The 16,132-nt window shown below is 39.4% G+C and carries 10 protein-coding genes; 5 read left to right on the forward strand and 5 right to left on the reverse strand.

From position 1 onward, the window contains the following. Positions 1-4: 4 nt before the first annotated feature. Positions 5-2,800, forward strand: coding sequence for an aminomethyl-transferring glycine dehydrogenase (gene gcvP, locus PVV64_RS06080; RefSeq protein WP_273760245.1), 2,796 nt, complete (start codon positions 5-7; stop codon positions 2,798-2,800). Between the two features lie 294 nt (positions 2,801-3,094). Here gcvP and alr read toward each other — a convergent pair whose 3' ends face one another. Beyond that, positions 3,095-4,210 carry an alanine racemase gene (gene alr, locus PVV64_RS06085; RefSeq protein WP_273760233.1) on the reverse strand — a complete coding sequence of 372 codons (1,116 nt, stop codon included), beginning with the start codon at positions 4,208-4,210 and terminating at the stop codon, positions 3,095-3,097. A 1,201-nt stretch (positions 4,211-5,411) separates the two neighbouring features. Between alr and PVV64_RS06090 the strand changes: the two genes are divergently transcribed. Further along, complete coding sequence (locus PVV64_RS06090; RefSeq protein ID WP_273760234.1) at positions 5,412-6,242, forward strand: ferredoxin--NADP reductase; 831 nt, start codon at positions 5,412-5,414, stop codon at positions 6,240-6,242. Between the two features lie 700 nt (positions 6,243-6,942). On the opposite strand, the gene eda is transcribed toward PVV64_RS06090, so the two are convergent. Then, complete coding sequence (gene eda, locus PVV64_RS06095) at positions 6,943-7,608, reverse strand: bifunctional 4-hydroxy-2-oxoglutarate aldolase/2-dehydro-3-deoxy-phosphogluconate aldolase (protein WP_273760235.1); 666 nt, start codon at positions 7,606-7,608, stop codon at positions 6,943-6,945. Between the two features lie 115 nt (positions 7,609-7,723). On the opposite strand from eda, the gene PVV64_RS06100 reads away from it, so the two are divergent. The 3 genes from PVV64_RS06100 (at position 7,724) to PVV64_RS06110 (ending at position 11,537) form a co-directional block, all read left to right on the forward strand. Then, positions 7,724-8,641: a rhodanese-related sulfurtransferase gene (locus PVV64_RS06100; protein WP_273760236.1), complete on the forward strand. Its 918-nt coding sequence runs from the start codon at positions 7,724-7,726 to the stop codon at positions 8,639-8,641. A gap of 1,127 nt (positions 8,642-9,768) precedes the next feature. After that, positions 9,769-10,902: a type III PLP-dependent enzyme gene (locus PVV64_RS06105; RefSeq protein WP_273760237.1), complete on the forward strand. Its 1,134-nt coding sequence runs from the start codon at positions 9,769-9,771 to the stop codon at positions 10,900-10,902. Positions 10,903-10,952: 50 nt separating this feature from the next. Further along, complete coding sequence (locus PVV64_RS06110) at positions 10,953-11,537, forward strand: GNAT family N-acetyltransferase (protein WP_273760238.1); 585 nt, start codon at positions 10,953-10,955, stop codon at positions 11,535-11,537. Positions 11,538-12,697: 1,160 nt separating this feature from the next. Here the strand turns inward: PVV64_RS06110 and PVV64_RS06115 are convergent. The 3 genes from PVV64_RS06115 to PVV64_RS06125 all read right to left on the reverse strand — a co-directional run bounded on the left by PVV64_RS06115 (position 12,698) and on the right by PVV64_RS06125 (position 15,927). Further along, complete coding sequence (locus PVV64_RS06115; protein ID WP_273760239.1) at positions 12,698-14,269, reverse strand: DHA2 family efflux MFS transporter permease subunit; 1,572 nt, start codon at positions 14,267-14,269, stop codon at positions 12,698-12,700. A gap of 18 nt (positions 14,270-14,287) precedes the next feature. Continuing rightward, positions 14,288-15,379, reverse strand: a complete 1,092-nt coding sequence (locus PVV64_RS06120) for an HlyD family secretion protein (protein ID WP_273760240.1) — start codon at positions 15,377-15,379, stop codon at positions 14,288-14,290. A gap of 155 nt (positions 15,380-15,534) precedes the next feature. After that, complete coding sequence (locus PVV64_RS06125; RefSeq protein WP_273760241.1) at positions 15,535-15,927, reverse strand: Fur family transcriptional regulator; 393 nt, start codon at positions 15,925-15,927, stop codon at positions 15,535-15,537. Positions 15,928-16,132 lie beyond the last annotated feature (205 nt).

Raw genomic sequence — 16,132 nt, forward strand, 5'->3', positions numbered from 1 at the left:
TGCTATGTTAGAACGTCATTTTTTTTCTCGCCATATTGGGCTTCGTCCCGATGAAACACAAAAAATGCTTGATGTTTTAGAGCTTGATAGTGTTGAAACACTGGTTTCTCAAGCTGTTCCGCACTCTATCCATTTGGGACGACCTCTTAATCTCCCAAAGGCAGCAAGTGAGAACCAAGCCTTAGAAGAACTCTCCAAAATAATGGAGAAAAACCAAGTTCATAAAAGTTTTATAGGGCAGGGGTATTATGGAACATTTGTCCCGCCCGTTATTTTACGAAATCTCTTTGAAAATCCAGCTTGGTATACTGCTTATACTCCCTATCAGGCAGAAATTAGCCAAGGACGTTTAGAGCTTTTGTTTTACTTTCAGACATTAGTCAGTGAACTTACTGGTTTACCTGTTGCGGCTGCTTCACTGCTTGATGAAGCAACTGCTTTAGCAGAAGCAAATGCAATAGCTATACGTTTTGCTCGTGAGAAAAAAACAAAAATTTCTCTTCAAAGTCTTTTGCATCCTCAGACCTTGAGTGTTGCACAAACGCGTGCACAAACACAAGGCATTCAGATAAGTCAAAATGGCGAAATTTGTTCTGATACGGCTGCCATTGTTCTTTCTTGGCCTGATACAAAAGGCTTTTTTCATGATTATAGTGAAGTGATTAAAGAAGCAAAAGCAAAAGGCGCGCTGGTCATTGTTGTTGCTGATCCTTTGGCACTCACTCTTATGGAAGCACCAGCAAAATGGGGGGCGGATATTGTTGTCGGTTCGATGCAGCGTTATGGCGTTCCGATGGGATTTGGAGGCCCTCATGCTGGTTATCTTGCGGTGAGTCAGGCGCTCACACGTCTTCTTCCAGGGCGTATTGTTGGTCAATCTGTGGATACGAAAGGGCGTATTGCTTTTCGTTTAGCATTGCAAACACGTGAACAACATATCCGGCGCGATAAAGCGACGTCGAATATTTGTACAGCACAGGCTTTATTAGCAAATATGGCAACAGCCTATGCTGTTTGGCATGGACCTCAGGGTTTACAGGATATTGCACGGCGTATTCATCGTTTAACATGCCGTTTTGTTGCCGGTTTAGAGGCAGCAGGTATTTCTTGTGAAGGAAAGTATTTTTTTGATTGTGTTAGTGTGGTTGTTAAGGGAAAAGCGCGAGAGATTGCACGCCAAGCAAAAACAGATGGGCGTCTTCTTCGTGTTCTCGATGATGATAGGGTTGCCATCAATTTTGATGAATTGTCAACAGACGAGGATGCCCATGCTTTAGCACAGCTTTTTGGCGCAAGGTTAGTTGATGAAGACTCTCCAAGACTTATGGGAGAGAAGCGTGATGCTGCTTTTCTTTCACAGCCCTTTTTTCATGCGGTTCATTCAGAGACGGATATGATGCGCTTTTTGCGTCGTTTGTCAGATAAAGACTTGGCATTGGATCGGGCAATGATTCCGCTTGGTTCTTGTACCATGAAGCTTAATGCGGCTGCTGAATTGATGCCTGTCAGTTGGTCTACGATCGCCAATATACATCCCTTCGCACCCCAAGAAGATGTTGTGGGTTATTTGGAAATGATTCATCAACTCAATGCGTGGTTGTGTGAAATTACAGGCTTTGCACAAGTTTCTTTTCAGCCAAATTCTGGCGCTCAAGGGGAATATGCAGGTCTTTTAGCAATCCGCCGCTATCACCAATCGCGGGGAGAACATCAACGCACGCTTTGTCTTATTCCGGCATCTGCCCATGGTACCAATCCAGCTTCTGCTCATATGGCGGGCATGGAAGTTATTGTGGTAAAATGCTTGAGTGATGGGGATGTTGATGTTGATGATCTCAAAATGAAAGCACAATTGCATAAGGAGCGTTTGGCAGCTCTCATGATCACTTATCCTTCAACTCACGGTGTTTATGAGGAAAGTATTAAGGACATTTGCTCCATTATCCATGAAAATGGCGGACAAGTGTATTTTGATGGTGCTAATTTGAATGCACTTGTTGGGCTTGCGCGTCCGGCAGATATTGGTGCAGATGTTTGTCATATGAACCTTCATAAAACATTTGCCATTCCCCATGGGGGTGGTGGTCCTGGTGTGGGACCGATTGGAGTGGCAAAGCATCTTACACCATTTTTGCCAGGACATGAACAAGAAGGAACGTCCTATGCTGTTTCAGCTGCGCCTTATGGAAGTGCATCTATTCTTGTCATTACTTGGATGTATATTCGAATGATGGGAGCTGATGGCTTGAAATATGCAACACAAACAGCAATTTTAAATGCCAATTATATTGCTGCGCGTCTTTCTCAGGCTTATTCTATTCTTTATCGAGGTAAAAATGGACGTGTTGCTCATGAATGTATTGTTGATACACGCGTCTTGAAAGAACAATATGGGGTCAGTGTTGATGATATCGCAAAACGTTTGATTGATTACGGATTTCATGCACCGACAATGTCTTTTCCTGTTCCTGGAACTTTGATGATTGAGCCAACGGAATCAGAACCAAAAGTAGAGATTGATCGTTTTTGTGATGCTTTGCTCTCTATTGCTGAAGAAGCCCAAAAAGTCGGTAGCGGTGTTTGGCCAAAAGACGATAATCCATTGGTCAATGCACCACACACATTAGTCGATACGGTAGATGATGCTTGGGCACGACCTTATTCGCGGCAAGAAGCAGCTTTTCCTAACGCTTATCTTGAACCAGCGAGTAAATATTGGCCTCCTGTTTCTCGTATTGATAATGTTGCGGGAGATAGAATGCTGATTTGTTCTTGTCCCCCGTTGGCTAATAGCTATTAAATTTATTGGTTTATATTGATAAAAGCCCACACATTTTGTGTGGGCTTTTTGTCATCTGTTCTGGACTCTATTATTCTTCTGGAATTTCATTTTTCTTATAATCGTCTGCAAATAAATTGATGATTTCTATTATCATTATTCACTTAAATCTTTTGATGGAAATATCGATGAACAGAATTCTGGGGAGGGCGTATTGATGGATAGCCTTATATTTGACTGTTTTATCCGATTTGAAAGTGCTGAAGGATTTTTTACTGAAAGGAGGCATTTTTTACTTTATTTCTTGAGAGAACTTTAAATGTAAATACGTTTATAGCGGTTTCCTAAAGAAGTAAGAATTTCATTGGGAATGGTATTGGCATCGGTGGACACTTTTTCAAGAGTTTGATGGGGACCAATGAGTTCTACCCAATCACCTCTTTGAGGTTTTTTTTCAAGATCGGTAGCATCAACTATGATAGAATCCATAGAAACGCGTCCAACAATAGGCAGTTTGTACCCATTGAAATAAACGCTCCCTTTATTGGAAAGAATGCGTGGCCAACCATCAGCATAGCCGATAGAAATGGTTGTCAGAGTGCTTGGTCTGCGGGTAATAAAGCTTTCTTCATAACCAACAGGCATTCCTATATCGGTAAAGCGGCTTTGCAGAACTTGAGCTTCAAGTTTTATAACGGGTTTGAGAGTGGTTTGCTGTTTGCCATGGGGATTAACACCGTAAAGCGCAATGCCGGGGCGAACAAGATCAAAATAAAAATCTGGACCAAGAAAGATGCCTCCAGAGTTGGCAAATGAGACTTTACAGGCAGGTAGCTTTGCAAGTATGGCATTAAAAGCGGCTAATTGTGTTTTATTGGATGAACAAGAGGCGTTTTCTCCATTTGAAAGGTGACTGAGAATATATTTTATTTCTGCTTGTTGGAAAATTGTAGGGTGTTTGATGAGTTGTTGTAATTCTTGTTTATCAAGTCCTAATCGGTTCATTTGGGTATCGATTTGAATGATTGCAGGAAATCTTTTGTGCTTTTTTTGACAAAGTTTTTGCCAGTCTTCGATAGCATGCCAAGAATTGAGAACAGGAACAATGCCCGATTGTGCAATAAACTCTTCTGCTGTGTGTGGAAGTCCATTGAGAAGAGCAATCATGGCATTTTCTGGTAAGATCCTTTTTAATTGAAGTGCTTCTTCGATTTTGGCAACAAAAAAAGTGCGGCAACCAGCTTGATAAAGCGCAGGAGCAATTTTATTTGCACCAAGCCCATAGGCATTGGCTTTTACAACTGCTGAACATTGTGTGGGGGCGACACGTTTGGCTAAAGTTTTATAATTTTCAACTATAGCACTTACATCAATAATTGCTATAGCTGTAGCAGGAAAGAATCCATTTGCGTCATCAATGTATCTGTTCATTTGAAAAATTCTCTTAAAGTCAGTGAGGTACAAAGTTCCCTTTGATTATTTCATATAGTTTCTACGATATATGAAAAGGATCTCCGTATTATTTGTTCTTGTTAAAATCATCAAGAGTTCATACTGGATTATGTCTCATCAGAGCAATCTTTTAAGGTAAAAGATTTATTTTGAATATAATCATGCTATTATTCTTTTCCTTTATATTTTTATGGCGGCGTAATTTACTGAGGTTTGGTAAGGGATAGACTTTTATATTTTACTGAATTCTCCTTGGTTAAAGCATTACAAAATAAAAACGTACTCATAGTGTTGTGTTGTTTTTCATAGTGAAATCAGAAAAAACTTTACGAGTAGTAGTGAATTAAAGTTTTTGTAACATGGGTGTTAGAGAGCGTGCTTTTGATAAAATGAGCTTTGTTTTTCATGAATTAAGGGGGGGGAAGGGGTTATCAATTACAGAATAAAACATTCTTCATTTTTTATTGTTTTGAGTGCGCTTGCTAAGTTGTACCGTTGTTGCGGGTGGGGTTGTCGCTGTTTTGCATCATGGTCTGCTTGTTTTTGAATTTAATCAATGAATGTTTTTCCAGAAAAAGGGTAATGATGGTGGAGTGCGTTCTCATTACTGCTGGGCAAACTCATTTTTTAAATGGGGATGGTGGGTATATTGGTTTATAAAAAGTGGGGTGATCATTTCGTTAATGATTTTCTCTGAAAGGCTGCTAACATTTTTGTTTACCATGAGGAATGTCATACATTTAACAGTGTTCATGTAAGTCATTCTGTGATTGAGAATTTATTTTGAATTATCCTACCTTACTTGATCAAGGGGTGAATAACAGCAAATCTTATGGTTGTGTTAAATAAATCTTATGGTTGTGTTAAATGTTGCCACGTTGCTGTTTTATTTTCATGAAGGTGATCGCATTGGAGCAGATTTGCATGAATGTTATATTCACTGTTTAATGATTTTTTAAAAATGCTTGCGTTACATTTTCTTTTTTATCACTGATAGTGATAATGTATTTTCGGATCATGCAAGTTGCATGTTTTGTACATTTTTTTCTTTGCAACTAATTTTGATATAAAAGTGTTAATCTTATGGTCTGTATTTTAAGAAAAATATTGGCAGATGAGGATGCAGGTATTATATCACTTTGAAGATTGTTGGTTGAATGAAGATTAAGGGAAGAGTTTTATGAAAATGTCTGCTACTCATGTTCAGTCAAACATTAGCGGCGTTACGTCAAACTTTCCTATTCCTGAAAATGTGTTTGCGCTTACTGTTCAGGAAGTTTATCATTATACGGACAGTTTGTTTAAATTTCGCTTGAATCGTCCAGAAAGTTTTCGTTTTCGTTCTGGTGAATTTGTTATGATTGGTTTACCAAACGCAGAGAAACCGGTTTATCGTGCGTATTCGATTGCAAGTCCTTTTTGGGATGAGCAGCTTGAGTTCTTTTCAATCAAAGTTCCAGGGGGGGCATTAACGGAACATCTGCAAAAAATTAAAATTGGTGATACAGTGCTGATGCGTAAGAAAGCGACTGGAACATTGGTTCTTGATGCTCTTATTCCTGGAAAGCGTCTTTATCTTCTCTCAACGGGGACGGGTGTGGCCCCCTTTGCAAGTCTCATCCGTGATCCTGATACTTATGAAAAATTTTCAGAAGTGGTGCTTATTCAAACAACCCGTCAGCGAGATGAACTGGCTTATGCAAAGGATCTTGTCGCCTCTTTACAACAAGATCCACTGATTGGCGAATACGCAAAACAGTTGAAATTTTATCCTATGACCACCCGCGAACCTTCTGAGCATATGGGGCGCATTACAACTGTTATGGAAAGCGGTGATTTTTTTGAAACGACTAGTTTACCCAAAATTTCTTCTGATGAAGATCGTGTGATGATTTGTGGCTCTATGGCAATGTTGAAGGATTGTGCAAGGATGTGTGAATCCTTTGGTCTTGTTGAAGGTGCTAATAATGCACCTGCTACCTATGTTGTGGAGCGGGCTTTTGTAGGGTGAAAACAGAGCTCTCTGCATTTTATGTATGAAGCTCTACAGATCTAAGGATCTTTGCTGCTTTTATTTGTAAAAAGCCTTTTTATCTGCTTTTAAGGGTAGTGGGTGTTGCTTCCTTTACATGTTTTGTTCGTGATGCTGATACTTATGAAACATTTTCAGAAATGATGCTTATTCAAACAACACATTGGTGAGATGAATTTATTTGTGTGAGAGATCTTGTCGTCTTTTTCCCAGAAGATTTCTTGATTGGGGTATATGCACAACAGTTGAAATTTTATCCTGTGACCACTCGTGAATCTCTCGAGCAGGGGGGCATTACAACTGTTTTGTCGAGGGATCATTTTCTATAATGCATTGATTTATAATGGTAATAGAGAGCTGTTTATGGTGAATGAGAACCCTGAATATCGTGAGATTCTCTTATCTCTTCTATGTTGATCAATCAGAATCATTTGCTTGCAGGTTACAAGCGGGATCAGCGTAGCAATAAAAACTATAAAAGAAAGGCGTAAAATGTCTCTTATGAATCGTTTCAGGTGCCAAGGGTTCTCGCAACATTGGAAACGACAGATTTCTGCCAAATTTCTTTTGATGAAGGTGTTGTGATATTTTGTCTTTCTATGGTGGTGATATGGAAGAATGAGGGCGAGGGTGTATGAGGGGGAAATCTTTGTTAAGAGTGATCATATAGATCTGCGTCTTATATTGTGGAACGTGCTTTTGTTTGGGGAGAGGAGAGCTGTGTTGCTACATGTGCTAATGCGCTTATTGCATTCCAATCCCTTGCTGCTATAAGCTGTTTTGGGGCTATCCAAGAACCGCCAACGCAGAAGACGTTAGAAAGTTGGAGCCATTGTCTTGTATTTTCTTGTGTTATGCCGCCTGTTGGACAAAAGCGGATGTCAGAAAAGGGGGATGCTAAGGCTTGAAGAAAGGTGATGCCTCCTGCTGCTTTGGCAGGAAAAAATTTAAGATATGAATAGCCTTTATCTCGCGCTTGTATGAGCTCACTTGGTGTCATCACACCAGGGAGAAAGGGGATTTCACTGTTATTTGCACAATCGATTAATTGATTTGAAAAGCCAGGGCTTATAATAAATTTTGCTCCTGTCCGTTCGGCTTGTTCATAATGCTGAGGGCTCAGAATGGTTCCTGCGCCAACAATTGCTTGTGGCACTTCCTGTATAATTGCTTTTATTGCATCGCATGCGTTGGGAGTTCGCAATGTGACTTCAATTGTTTTGAGCCCACCTTTAATAAGGGCACGTGCTAAGGGTATGGCACTGTGCAGATCATCAATCTGCAAAATAGGTATAACAGTTTGTTGTTGGAGAAGTGATAAAAGAGCGTTTGTTTTTTGGCACATGATGTTTTCTGTTAAAGAGATGGTATTGTTTCATATAGTTTGATTTAGCACAATATGTTAAAGGATGAATGAATAAATCTTGAAATTGAATGAAACGCGCGTTATGGCAAAGAACATGGAAAAAAAATTTAGAGTTGCTGCACTTTATTGTTTTGCAGAATTAAAGCATTATCGTCAATTACAAAAACCTTTGCAGGATTTATGTCAAGCAAATGATATCAAAGGAACCCTGCTTTTGGCACAAGAGGGCATTAATGGAACTGTTGCGGGATCTTGTGCTGCAATTGAAACATTAGTGGGTTTTATTACAGCTGAACCAGCGTTTCAAACGCCGGAGATTAAATATTCATGGGCATCAAAAATGCCTTTTCATCGCATGAAAGTGCGGTTGAAGAAAGAGATTGTTACAATGGGGGTTGAAGGTGTTGATCCGTTAAAGGTTGTTGGAACTTATGTCGACCCTCAAGATTGGAATGCTCTTATTCAAGATGAAGAGACAATTCTCATTGATACGCGTAATGATTATGAGTATGCGATTGGGAGTTTTCAAGGAGCAATTGATCCACGTATTAAAACATTTCGTGAATTTCCTGAATGGGTACGCAAGCATGAAGCTGATTTAAAGAAGAAAAAGAAAATTGCCATGTTTTGTACAGGTGGGATTCGCTGTGAAAAATCAACGGCTTACGTGCGTGAACTTGGCTATGAACAGGTTTATCATTTAAAAGGCGGAATTCTGAAATATTTGGAAACAATTCCAAAAGAGGAAAGTTTGTGGTGGGGTGAGTGCTTTGTTTTTGATGAGCGTGTTTCTGTTCAACATGGTCTTGAAGAATGTGGGCGTGAACTGTGTCGTGCATGTCGTTCCCCTCTTAATGCTGAAAGCAAATTGTCACCTCATTATGAAGAAGGTGTTTCGTGTGATGCTTGTTATGATACGCGCAGCGAAGCTGATAGGCAGCGTTTTCGTGAACGTCATCGGCAATTTCGATTAGCAAAATTGCGTGCTCTTGATTCTCATCAAGAGTCCTAAAGGTATTGTCGTTTAAAGCTTAAATTTTTTACTTTTTTTGTTAAGAAAGAAAAGGGTTAGAAGACTGGGCGTTGTCCGGTCTTTTGTTTGTAGTGAAAGTTTCAGTTATTGATGAATCATTGTTTATTTTTACAATCAGCTTCCTTTCATTTCTTGTATTTGGTTGATTTCAAATGTTCCTCATTTATCTATGGCTGTTTGAAATATAAAAATGCTTTATTGATGGTGTCTGAGAGAAGAGAGTTTAAAAGGGGATGAGCTGGATGCGTTTCCCGATAAAATATGCAATGAAAGCGCTCTTTTGTATGGAGGTGTTAAGTGTATGGGGGGATGGTAAAGATATGATGATGGGCTTATGATATTCATCAATATTACAGATGATGAAGTTGAGAAATGCATTATTATAAGCATTCTTATGATGGAATGTTTAGAGATAAGAGAGTCATCATTATGGATTGCATAGCGCAAATTCTCCACAAAGGAATTCCAAGCAAACAGATTTTTTAACAAAAGTTGCAAATAAGTGACACAATGATGCGGCTTTTTATAAGGCTTACAAGTGATTAAAAGAAATAGAGTGACTTATTTTTTGCCAGAATCTGTTGTTTTTTTACATCATATTTTCTTTAAAAATTAAAAAATGTTTAAATAAAAAAAAATCATTGAAATAAAGAGCGATTCATCTTATATCGAGCCTTGCCCAAAGTCGCACGTGCCTGTGGGTGTCCGCTGGTTCTCAAATGGTGAGATTAACCGGTACGGTACCTGGAACTAACCGCTCCAGTCATTCTTACGGCCAACCGAAAGAGTGAGGACATCTTGAAGCAACGACGGTGCGGGCCTTTCTGGTGTCTTCCAGCTGTCCAAATGCTGGGATAACTATAGAGGCACACCTCATTGCCTTCAGTGCGGAAGTGGTTTTCTCAACTCCAATCAAAAAGGCAGATAAAATAGGATAACGCAGTTTCTGCGCTGTTCTTTCATTGTATGCAATATTGGTTTCTTTCTGATTATGAAAGTAATCAGAGTGCTGATATTAGCTGTATGTGTTTTGTCTTTTAGCTATTGGCGGCTCTATGCTGTCCAAGCATAGAGGAGGGGTTTTATTCCCTTAGGAGAATTGATAGATGGCGACGCAACGTATTCGCGATTTTCTTGCAACACATCGTTCTGAAGGTCCATGCTTAATTGTTGACCTAGATGTTGTCCGTGAAAATTATTTAAATTTTGAAAAAGCTCTTCCGCAGTCTCGTATTTTCTACGCGATAAAGGCAAATCCAGCGCCTGAGATTTTGCGTTTGCTTACTTCTTTAGGCTCATCTTTTGATGCGGCTTCTGTGGCAGAAATTGAAATGGCTTTAAAAGCGGGGGCAACCTGTGATCGTATTTCTTTTGGAAATACCATCAAAAAAGAGCGTGATATTGTTCGTGCATATGCACTTGGTATTTCCCTTTACGCCGTTGATTGTGTTGAAGAAGTGGAAAAAATTGCGCGCGCTGCTCCAGGAGTTCGCGTGTTTTGCCGTGTTCTTACCGATGGAAAAGGCGCTGAGTGGCCCTTGTCACGTAAGTTTGGTTGTGTTCCTGCTATGGCGGTTGATGTATTGCGTCGAGCACATCAATTGGGTTTGCAAGCGTATGGTGTTTCTTTTCATGTGGGGTCTCAGCAAACTGATCTTAGGGCGTGGGATCGTGCTCTATCGGATGCAGCTACGGTTTTTAAGCGTTTGGAGCAAGAAGGAATTTCCTTGAAATTGGTTAATATGGGCGGTGGTTTTCCAACGCGTTATTTAAAAGATGTTCCTAGCGAACAAACTTATGGAACAGCTGTTTTTGATTCGTTAAAAAAATATTTTGGTAATCGTATTCCTGAAACGATCATTGAACCAGGACGTGGGATGGTTGGTAATGCGGGTGTTATTCGCACAGAAGTTGTTCTGATATCCAAAAAAGCAGACGATGATAATATCCGATGGGTTTATCTTGATGTGGGAAAATTTAATGGTTTGACTGAGACTATGGATGAAGCAATTCGCTATCCTATTGAAACGCCTCATGATGATAAGGCTATGGAGCCTTGCATCTTAGCAGGGCCAACATGCGATTCGGCAGATGTCCTTTATGAAAAAACGCCTTATCTCCTCCCTTTATCTCTGACAGTGGGCGATGAGTTGTTGATTCATGGAACGGGTGCTTATACGGCAACTTATGCATCGGTTGCTTTTAATGGTTTTGAGCCTTTGCGATCCTATGTGATTTAAGTCTTTTTTTATTGATGACAAGATGTATAGTGGGGAGGCGTGTGACAAATATGGATATGATACATTTTCAAACAAAAGATGGTGCGCTTTTTAGCCTTGCATGTGAGCAAGAGGCTGATGCGCCCTATCGGGAACAGTTACTTGATTTAGCTTTGGGAAAGGGGCGTAAGCGTAAGTCGTCAGAGGTTTTGCGTCGTGGGCGGTTGGCTGCCTGTGGGCTTTCCTTTGTCGTTAAAAATGCACTTGGAGAGCTTGTGGGCAGTGTACGTCTTTGGCATGTTCGGTTTAACAAAGAGCAAAATGCTATACAATATGCTTTGCTTTTAGGACCTTTGGCTGTTTCAGCAGAATATTCTGGTATGGGAATAGGATCTGTTCTGATGCAACATGCAATTAAAACAGCAAGAGAACTCGGTCATGGTGCCATTTTATTAGTGGGTGATAGTGCATTTTATCAGCGTTTTGGTTTTTCAAACAGGCTCACAAAAAATTTGGCAATGCCTGGTCCTTATGAAAAACACCGTTTTCAAGCATTGGAATTAATACCAGACTATCTTGCCGCATCTCATGGCACTCTGATTCCTAGTGGAGAACGAGAAGTTTTGAGTCGTTTGCAGCGTCATAAAGTGGCTTAAAAGACGGATTTATTTTCTAACCGTAAAATCTAGGGAAACTCTCCATATTTGTGCATGGCAGGTTTTGTCTTTAAATACAAAGTGTTAGGATAGTTTTGTTGCTCAGCAGGTTTTTGCCTGCATGTGCATTTTGCTCTGTTTGATCATTGCAGTGTGTTCATTGAGGGTGTTTTGTATTTATATTGTTTTTAAGGGGCGTTTGATGAAAAGGTTGATGTGATTTTATTGCTCTTTTTATAGAATTTTTTCGTTGCTTCATGTCCCCAAAGTTTTTCATTGCAGGTTAAAAGAGAGGCTTAAGAACAGGAGAAATGGTTTTAAAATCTTGTTTTGAAAGGGGTGTATGTTTCGTAAATTGTCGTGTTCAAGAGACCAGTTTCTTTTGAAATTATAGATGTCATTATAACTAAAATAGTTAGTTTGATTGTGAGGGGTTGTGAGTTCAAAATGATAATTCTCAAGAGGAGAGGTTAGTTTTCAGAAGGTCCTTTGCGAAGGTCGATTCGACTATATTATACCGTGCAAATATGCGCTTTTCATGGATTGAATCAAATCTATGGGTGTGTGTGTTCTGATAAGACAACAATATTGCTCTGTTGTGTTTAACAGTTTTGCTTATCATTGTGATAGGAAAGGGGAGGAAGTGTTGCACGATGATATTCGTCAATTTTACCGTTATGTTTAAAGAAAACAAGTTTAAGAGTTTGTGTACAAGGCGATCTCTTATTGAAGCAGAATGAAGAGCGTGAGAGAAGTTCTTGGGAGGGCAATTATAAGGAAAGTTTCTTTAGAGTTGAGTAAAACAATCAATTTATGCATTTAAGAACAGTATTTTTTAAAGATTAAGGATAGTATTACAACATCCTCTATCATAAAGAGGCAAATATTTTTTATCTCCTTTATCTATACGCAAGAGAAATTATAAGCGTTTTAGATAAGGTAAAGGCTTTGTTTTTTAAATCTCAAACTGTACCATCCTTTCTAAAAAGTTCATTCTTAAAAGTATGCACATATTCTCGCATTTAATAAGAGTTTGATGAGGAATAAGCATTCAGTATCTAATACTATATCATCTCTTTAGAGGAGATAACGTTATAGGAAAGTGAGAGAAGCAATTGATGAGGGGTACAAAAACACTCCATAATTTTCATGGATAAAACTCAGTGACCTGAGGGGGTATCGGTGAGTGGTGGTGTTTTTTTGAGAAAAAACGTCATGAATGTTAAGACGATAAAGATGATAGCCATGATCAAGAAAATGTCGCTAAAAGCCATAACCGTTGCTTGTATGCGCGCCATATTAAAAAGTTGAAAGAGGGCAAGTGTATGGGAATCAAAAGTTGCCGTTTTGAAGTACGCAGTGAGGCTTGAAAGTATTTCCGTTGCCTGTCTATTTCCTTGTTGGAGAGTTTCGGCTATGCGTTCATAGTGGAGGTCTGTGCGTTTTGTCATAAGAGTGCTGATAATAGCAAGCCCTACGGCACCGCCAAGATTACGTGTGAGATTAAAAAGTCCAGAGGCATTTTGCATACGTTCTGGTGGGAGTGTTCCAAGGGCAATATTGTTCACAGGGACCATACATAACATAATGGAAGCACCACGGAGAACTTGAGGCCAAAACAGCTCCCAAAAATCCCAGTTGTCTGTGATGGAGCTTGCCAACCAAGTTCCTAAGGCAAAGCCAAAAAGTCCTATTGCCATCATCAAACGTTCATCAATGTGTGCTGAAAGGAATCCAGCAACAGGCGCGGTTAATAACATGACAAATCCTGAAAGGAATAATGTTTCTCCGATCATAAGCGCATCGTAATGGCGAATTTGGCTCAAATAGACGGGATAAAGATATGTGAGTCCATAAAGACCTATGCCAAGCATAAAAGAAAAAATGGCTGCGGTTGAAAAATTAAAATTGGCAAAAGCCGTAAGATCAACGATCGGTTCTTTCGCAGTCAAAGCACGCCAGAAGAAGAAAACTGCAGACAAGATCATGATAATGAATAAGTTTAGAATCAGTTTATCGCTAAACCAATCATGGCGAGCGCCTTCTTCTAGAATATATTCTAATGCTCCGAGAAAAACAGCCATCGATATGAGGCCTAACCAGTCAAATTTAGCCATTAAAGAGGGGGTTGCTTTATCAAAATCAATCAATTTCCAAGCAAGAATTGAGATAATAATGCCGCAGGGTACATTGATGAGAAAAAGCCAGTGCCATGAGGAGATATGACAGAGATAGCCTCCTACTGTTGGACCAATGGTTGGCGCTAGTGTTGCTACTAGTCCAACAATAGGTGTGACAATTGGGCGTTTGGAAGGAGGAAAAAGGATATAAGATGCAACAAAAACGCTAGGAATAATCCCTCCACCAATAAAACCTTGGAGTGCACGGTAGACAATCATCTCTTCAATAGATGTTGCTGTTGCACAAAGAATAGAGGTAATCGTAAATCCAACAGCCGATATGGTAAAGAAAACGCGTGTTGAAAGCAATCTTCCTAAGAATCCAGAAAGGGGCAACATGATGACTTCAGCGATGAGATAAGAGGTTTGAATCCATGAAATCTCTTCAGAACTTGCTGCAAGACCCGCTTGAATTTCAGCTAAAGAGGAGGAAACGATTTGAATATCCAAGATAGCCATAAACATACCAAAGGCCATCGCAATAAAAACCACGATTGTGCGGATTTCGGTGCGCTCTTGAGAATGTTTTGCCTCTGATGGGGGAGATGTCATAGTAAGATCATTTGCTTTTTATAAGAGATTTTCATCTTGTGGTTTTGTCCGTGTATCAATTTCCACAGAGACACTCATGCCCGCTCTAATATGTCCAGTTTTTAAAACTTCTTCTGGAATAGAGATCCGTATAGGAATACGTTGAACGATTTTGGTGAAGTTGCCTGTGGCATTTTGTGGAGGGAGAAGGGAAAAAACAGCTCCTGTTGCCGGTGCAATAGAGAGAACAGTTCCTGTAAAAGCATCTTTTTTGAAAGCATCAACAGTAATATAAGCTGTTTGTCCAACATGAATATTTTGCAACTGTGTTTCTTTATAGTTTGCGTCAATATAAAGCTGTTGTGTTGGGACTAATGCTGCAAGACGTTGGCCATTTGCAACAAAATCTCCCGTTTTCGCGGACAAATTGCCAATAATCCCATCAAATGGAGCCCGTATAATGGTTGAATCAAGATCACGTTGTGCTTTTTCACGCGTGAGTTCTAAACTTTTTGTTTGGCTTTCTGTTTCAATTCGTTGTGCTTCTAACACTTGAATATTTGCGCGCGCTGCAGCTATTTGTGCATTCGCACGATTAACATTCGCAATGGCTTGTTCATAAGCTGATTTGGCATCATCAACGTCTGCTTGAGGAGCATAACGACTGGCTTTAAGCTCCGTCATGCGTTTTAAGGTGAGTTGTGCATTGGTTGCTATAGCGGAAGCGGCAGCTTTTTGTGCTTGTGCATCATCTAGCGCACTGTGAGCAGCTGTAATTTGTGCATCAATACGCAGAAGTGTTTTTTGTTGCGTGTTAAGGCGGGCTTCTGTCTGTTCTAAGGCGATTTTGTAATCACCATTGTCTAAGCGGAATAAGATATCATCTTTTTTTACAGTTTGGTTGGCTTTAATAGCAATTTTTTCTATATATCCATTTAATTTAGGTGCGATAGCTGCTATGTCTCCTTGTACATAAGCATCATCAGTGGTGAGCATATAACGCCATTGTGTTATCCATTTATAGCTAAACCACAGCAAACAAAGAGCAAGGACGATAAGAAGAATACGGATTATTTTCGTCTTTGTTTTTTTTAAATATCTGGTTGAAGCAATCGTCTCAGATATGGACATAATTCTACACTTTCAATTTTATGTTTCAATGAGTGAAACAAGCATATCACTGTCAAGGGAGGTGATGTATCTGCAAGGATGATAAAAGCTTTTCAAGCAATGGAATAATTTCAGAAGCATAATGCTAAATATAGAAAGTTGCAAGTATCCAGAGATTATTTTATCGCGCATTTTTTACAAATGCCTCGTATTTCTAAAGTACTCTTCCGTGCTTGAAAATCAACCGCTTGAACCATTTGTTTCAAGTCAGAGACAATCGTTTGGTTTTGTATTTCATTCACCTTACCACAGTTTTCGCAAATGATGAAGGTGGTGAGTTCGTGCTGGCAATTTTCAGGATGTAAACAGGCTACAAAAGCATTTACACTTTCAAGACGATGAATACATTTTAATTGCACAAGTTTTTCTAATGCGCGGTAAACTTGGAGTGGTGCACGAAATCCTTCATCGCGTAAATGATTAAGAATCGCATAAGCACTTAAAGGCCCTTTTGCATTCTTTAAAGTGTTTAGAACCAATGTTTGGTTACGCGTAAGTTTAGATGACATTAATACCTTCCTATTGCTCTGATGAAAAGCATAGAGTGTGTGAGATCTTTGTGCAATGGTGTATCGTAGCAATGTGCACTCAGTTTGTGTGTATTTTATTTTGTATCGAGTTTTGAGTGTGTTGTTATTTCAGGTTAGTATTATAATGGGATTATAAAAAGCATTCTTTTCGCATTTTTTTAAAAAAATGATATTGACTCTTTAG

It is taken from the genome of Bartonella sp. ML70XJBT.G, assembly GCF_028618575.1.
In the GTDB taxonomy this organism is placed as follows: domain Bacteria; phylum Pseudomonadota; class Alphaproteobacteria; order Rhizobiales; family Rhizobiaceae; genus Bartonella.

Excerpts from the sequence above, each read along its gene's own strand:
- PVV64_RS06115 (WP_273760239.1), bottom strand. The coding sequence starts at position 14,269 with ATGACATCTCCCCCATCAGAGGCAAAACATTCTCAAGAGCGCACCGAA.
- PVV64_RS06110 (WP_273760238.1), top strand. The coding sequence starts at position 10,953 with ATGGATATGATACATTTTCAAACAAAAGATGGTGCGCTTTTTAGCCTT.
- PVV64_RS06100 (WP_273760236.1), top strand. The coding sequence starts at position 7,724 with ATGGAAAAAAAATTTAGAGTTGCTGCACTTTATTGTTTTGCAGAATTA.
- PVV64_RS06105 (WP_273760237.1), top strand. The coding sequence starts at position 9,769 with ATGGCGACGCAACGTATTCGCGATTTTCTTGCAACACATCGTTCTGAA.
- PVV64_RS06120 (WP_273760240.1), bottom strand. The coding sequence starts at position 15,379 with ATGTCCATATCTGAGACGATTGCTTCAACCAGATATTTAAAAAAAACA.
- gcvP (WP_273760245.1), top strand. The coding sequence starts at position 5 with ATGTTAGAACGTCATTTTTTTTCTCGCCATATTGGGCTTCGTCCCGAT.
- PVV64_RS06125 (WP_273760241.1), bottom strand. The coding sequence starts at position 15,927 with ATGTCATCTAAACTTACGCGTAACCAAACATTGGTTCTAAACACTTTA.
- PVV64_RS06090 (WP_273760234.1), top strand. The coding sequence starts at position 5,412 with ATGAAAATGTCTGCTACTCATGTTCAGTCAAACATTAGCGGCGTTACG.
- alr (WP_273760233.1), bottom strand. The coding sequence starts at position 4,210 with ATGAACAGATACATTGATGACGCAAATGGATTCTTTCCTGCTACAGCT.
- eda (WP_273760235.1), bottom strand. The coding sequence starts at position 7,608 with ATGTGCCAAAAAACAAACGCTCTTTTATCACTTCTCCAACAACAAACT.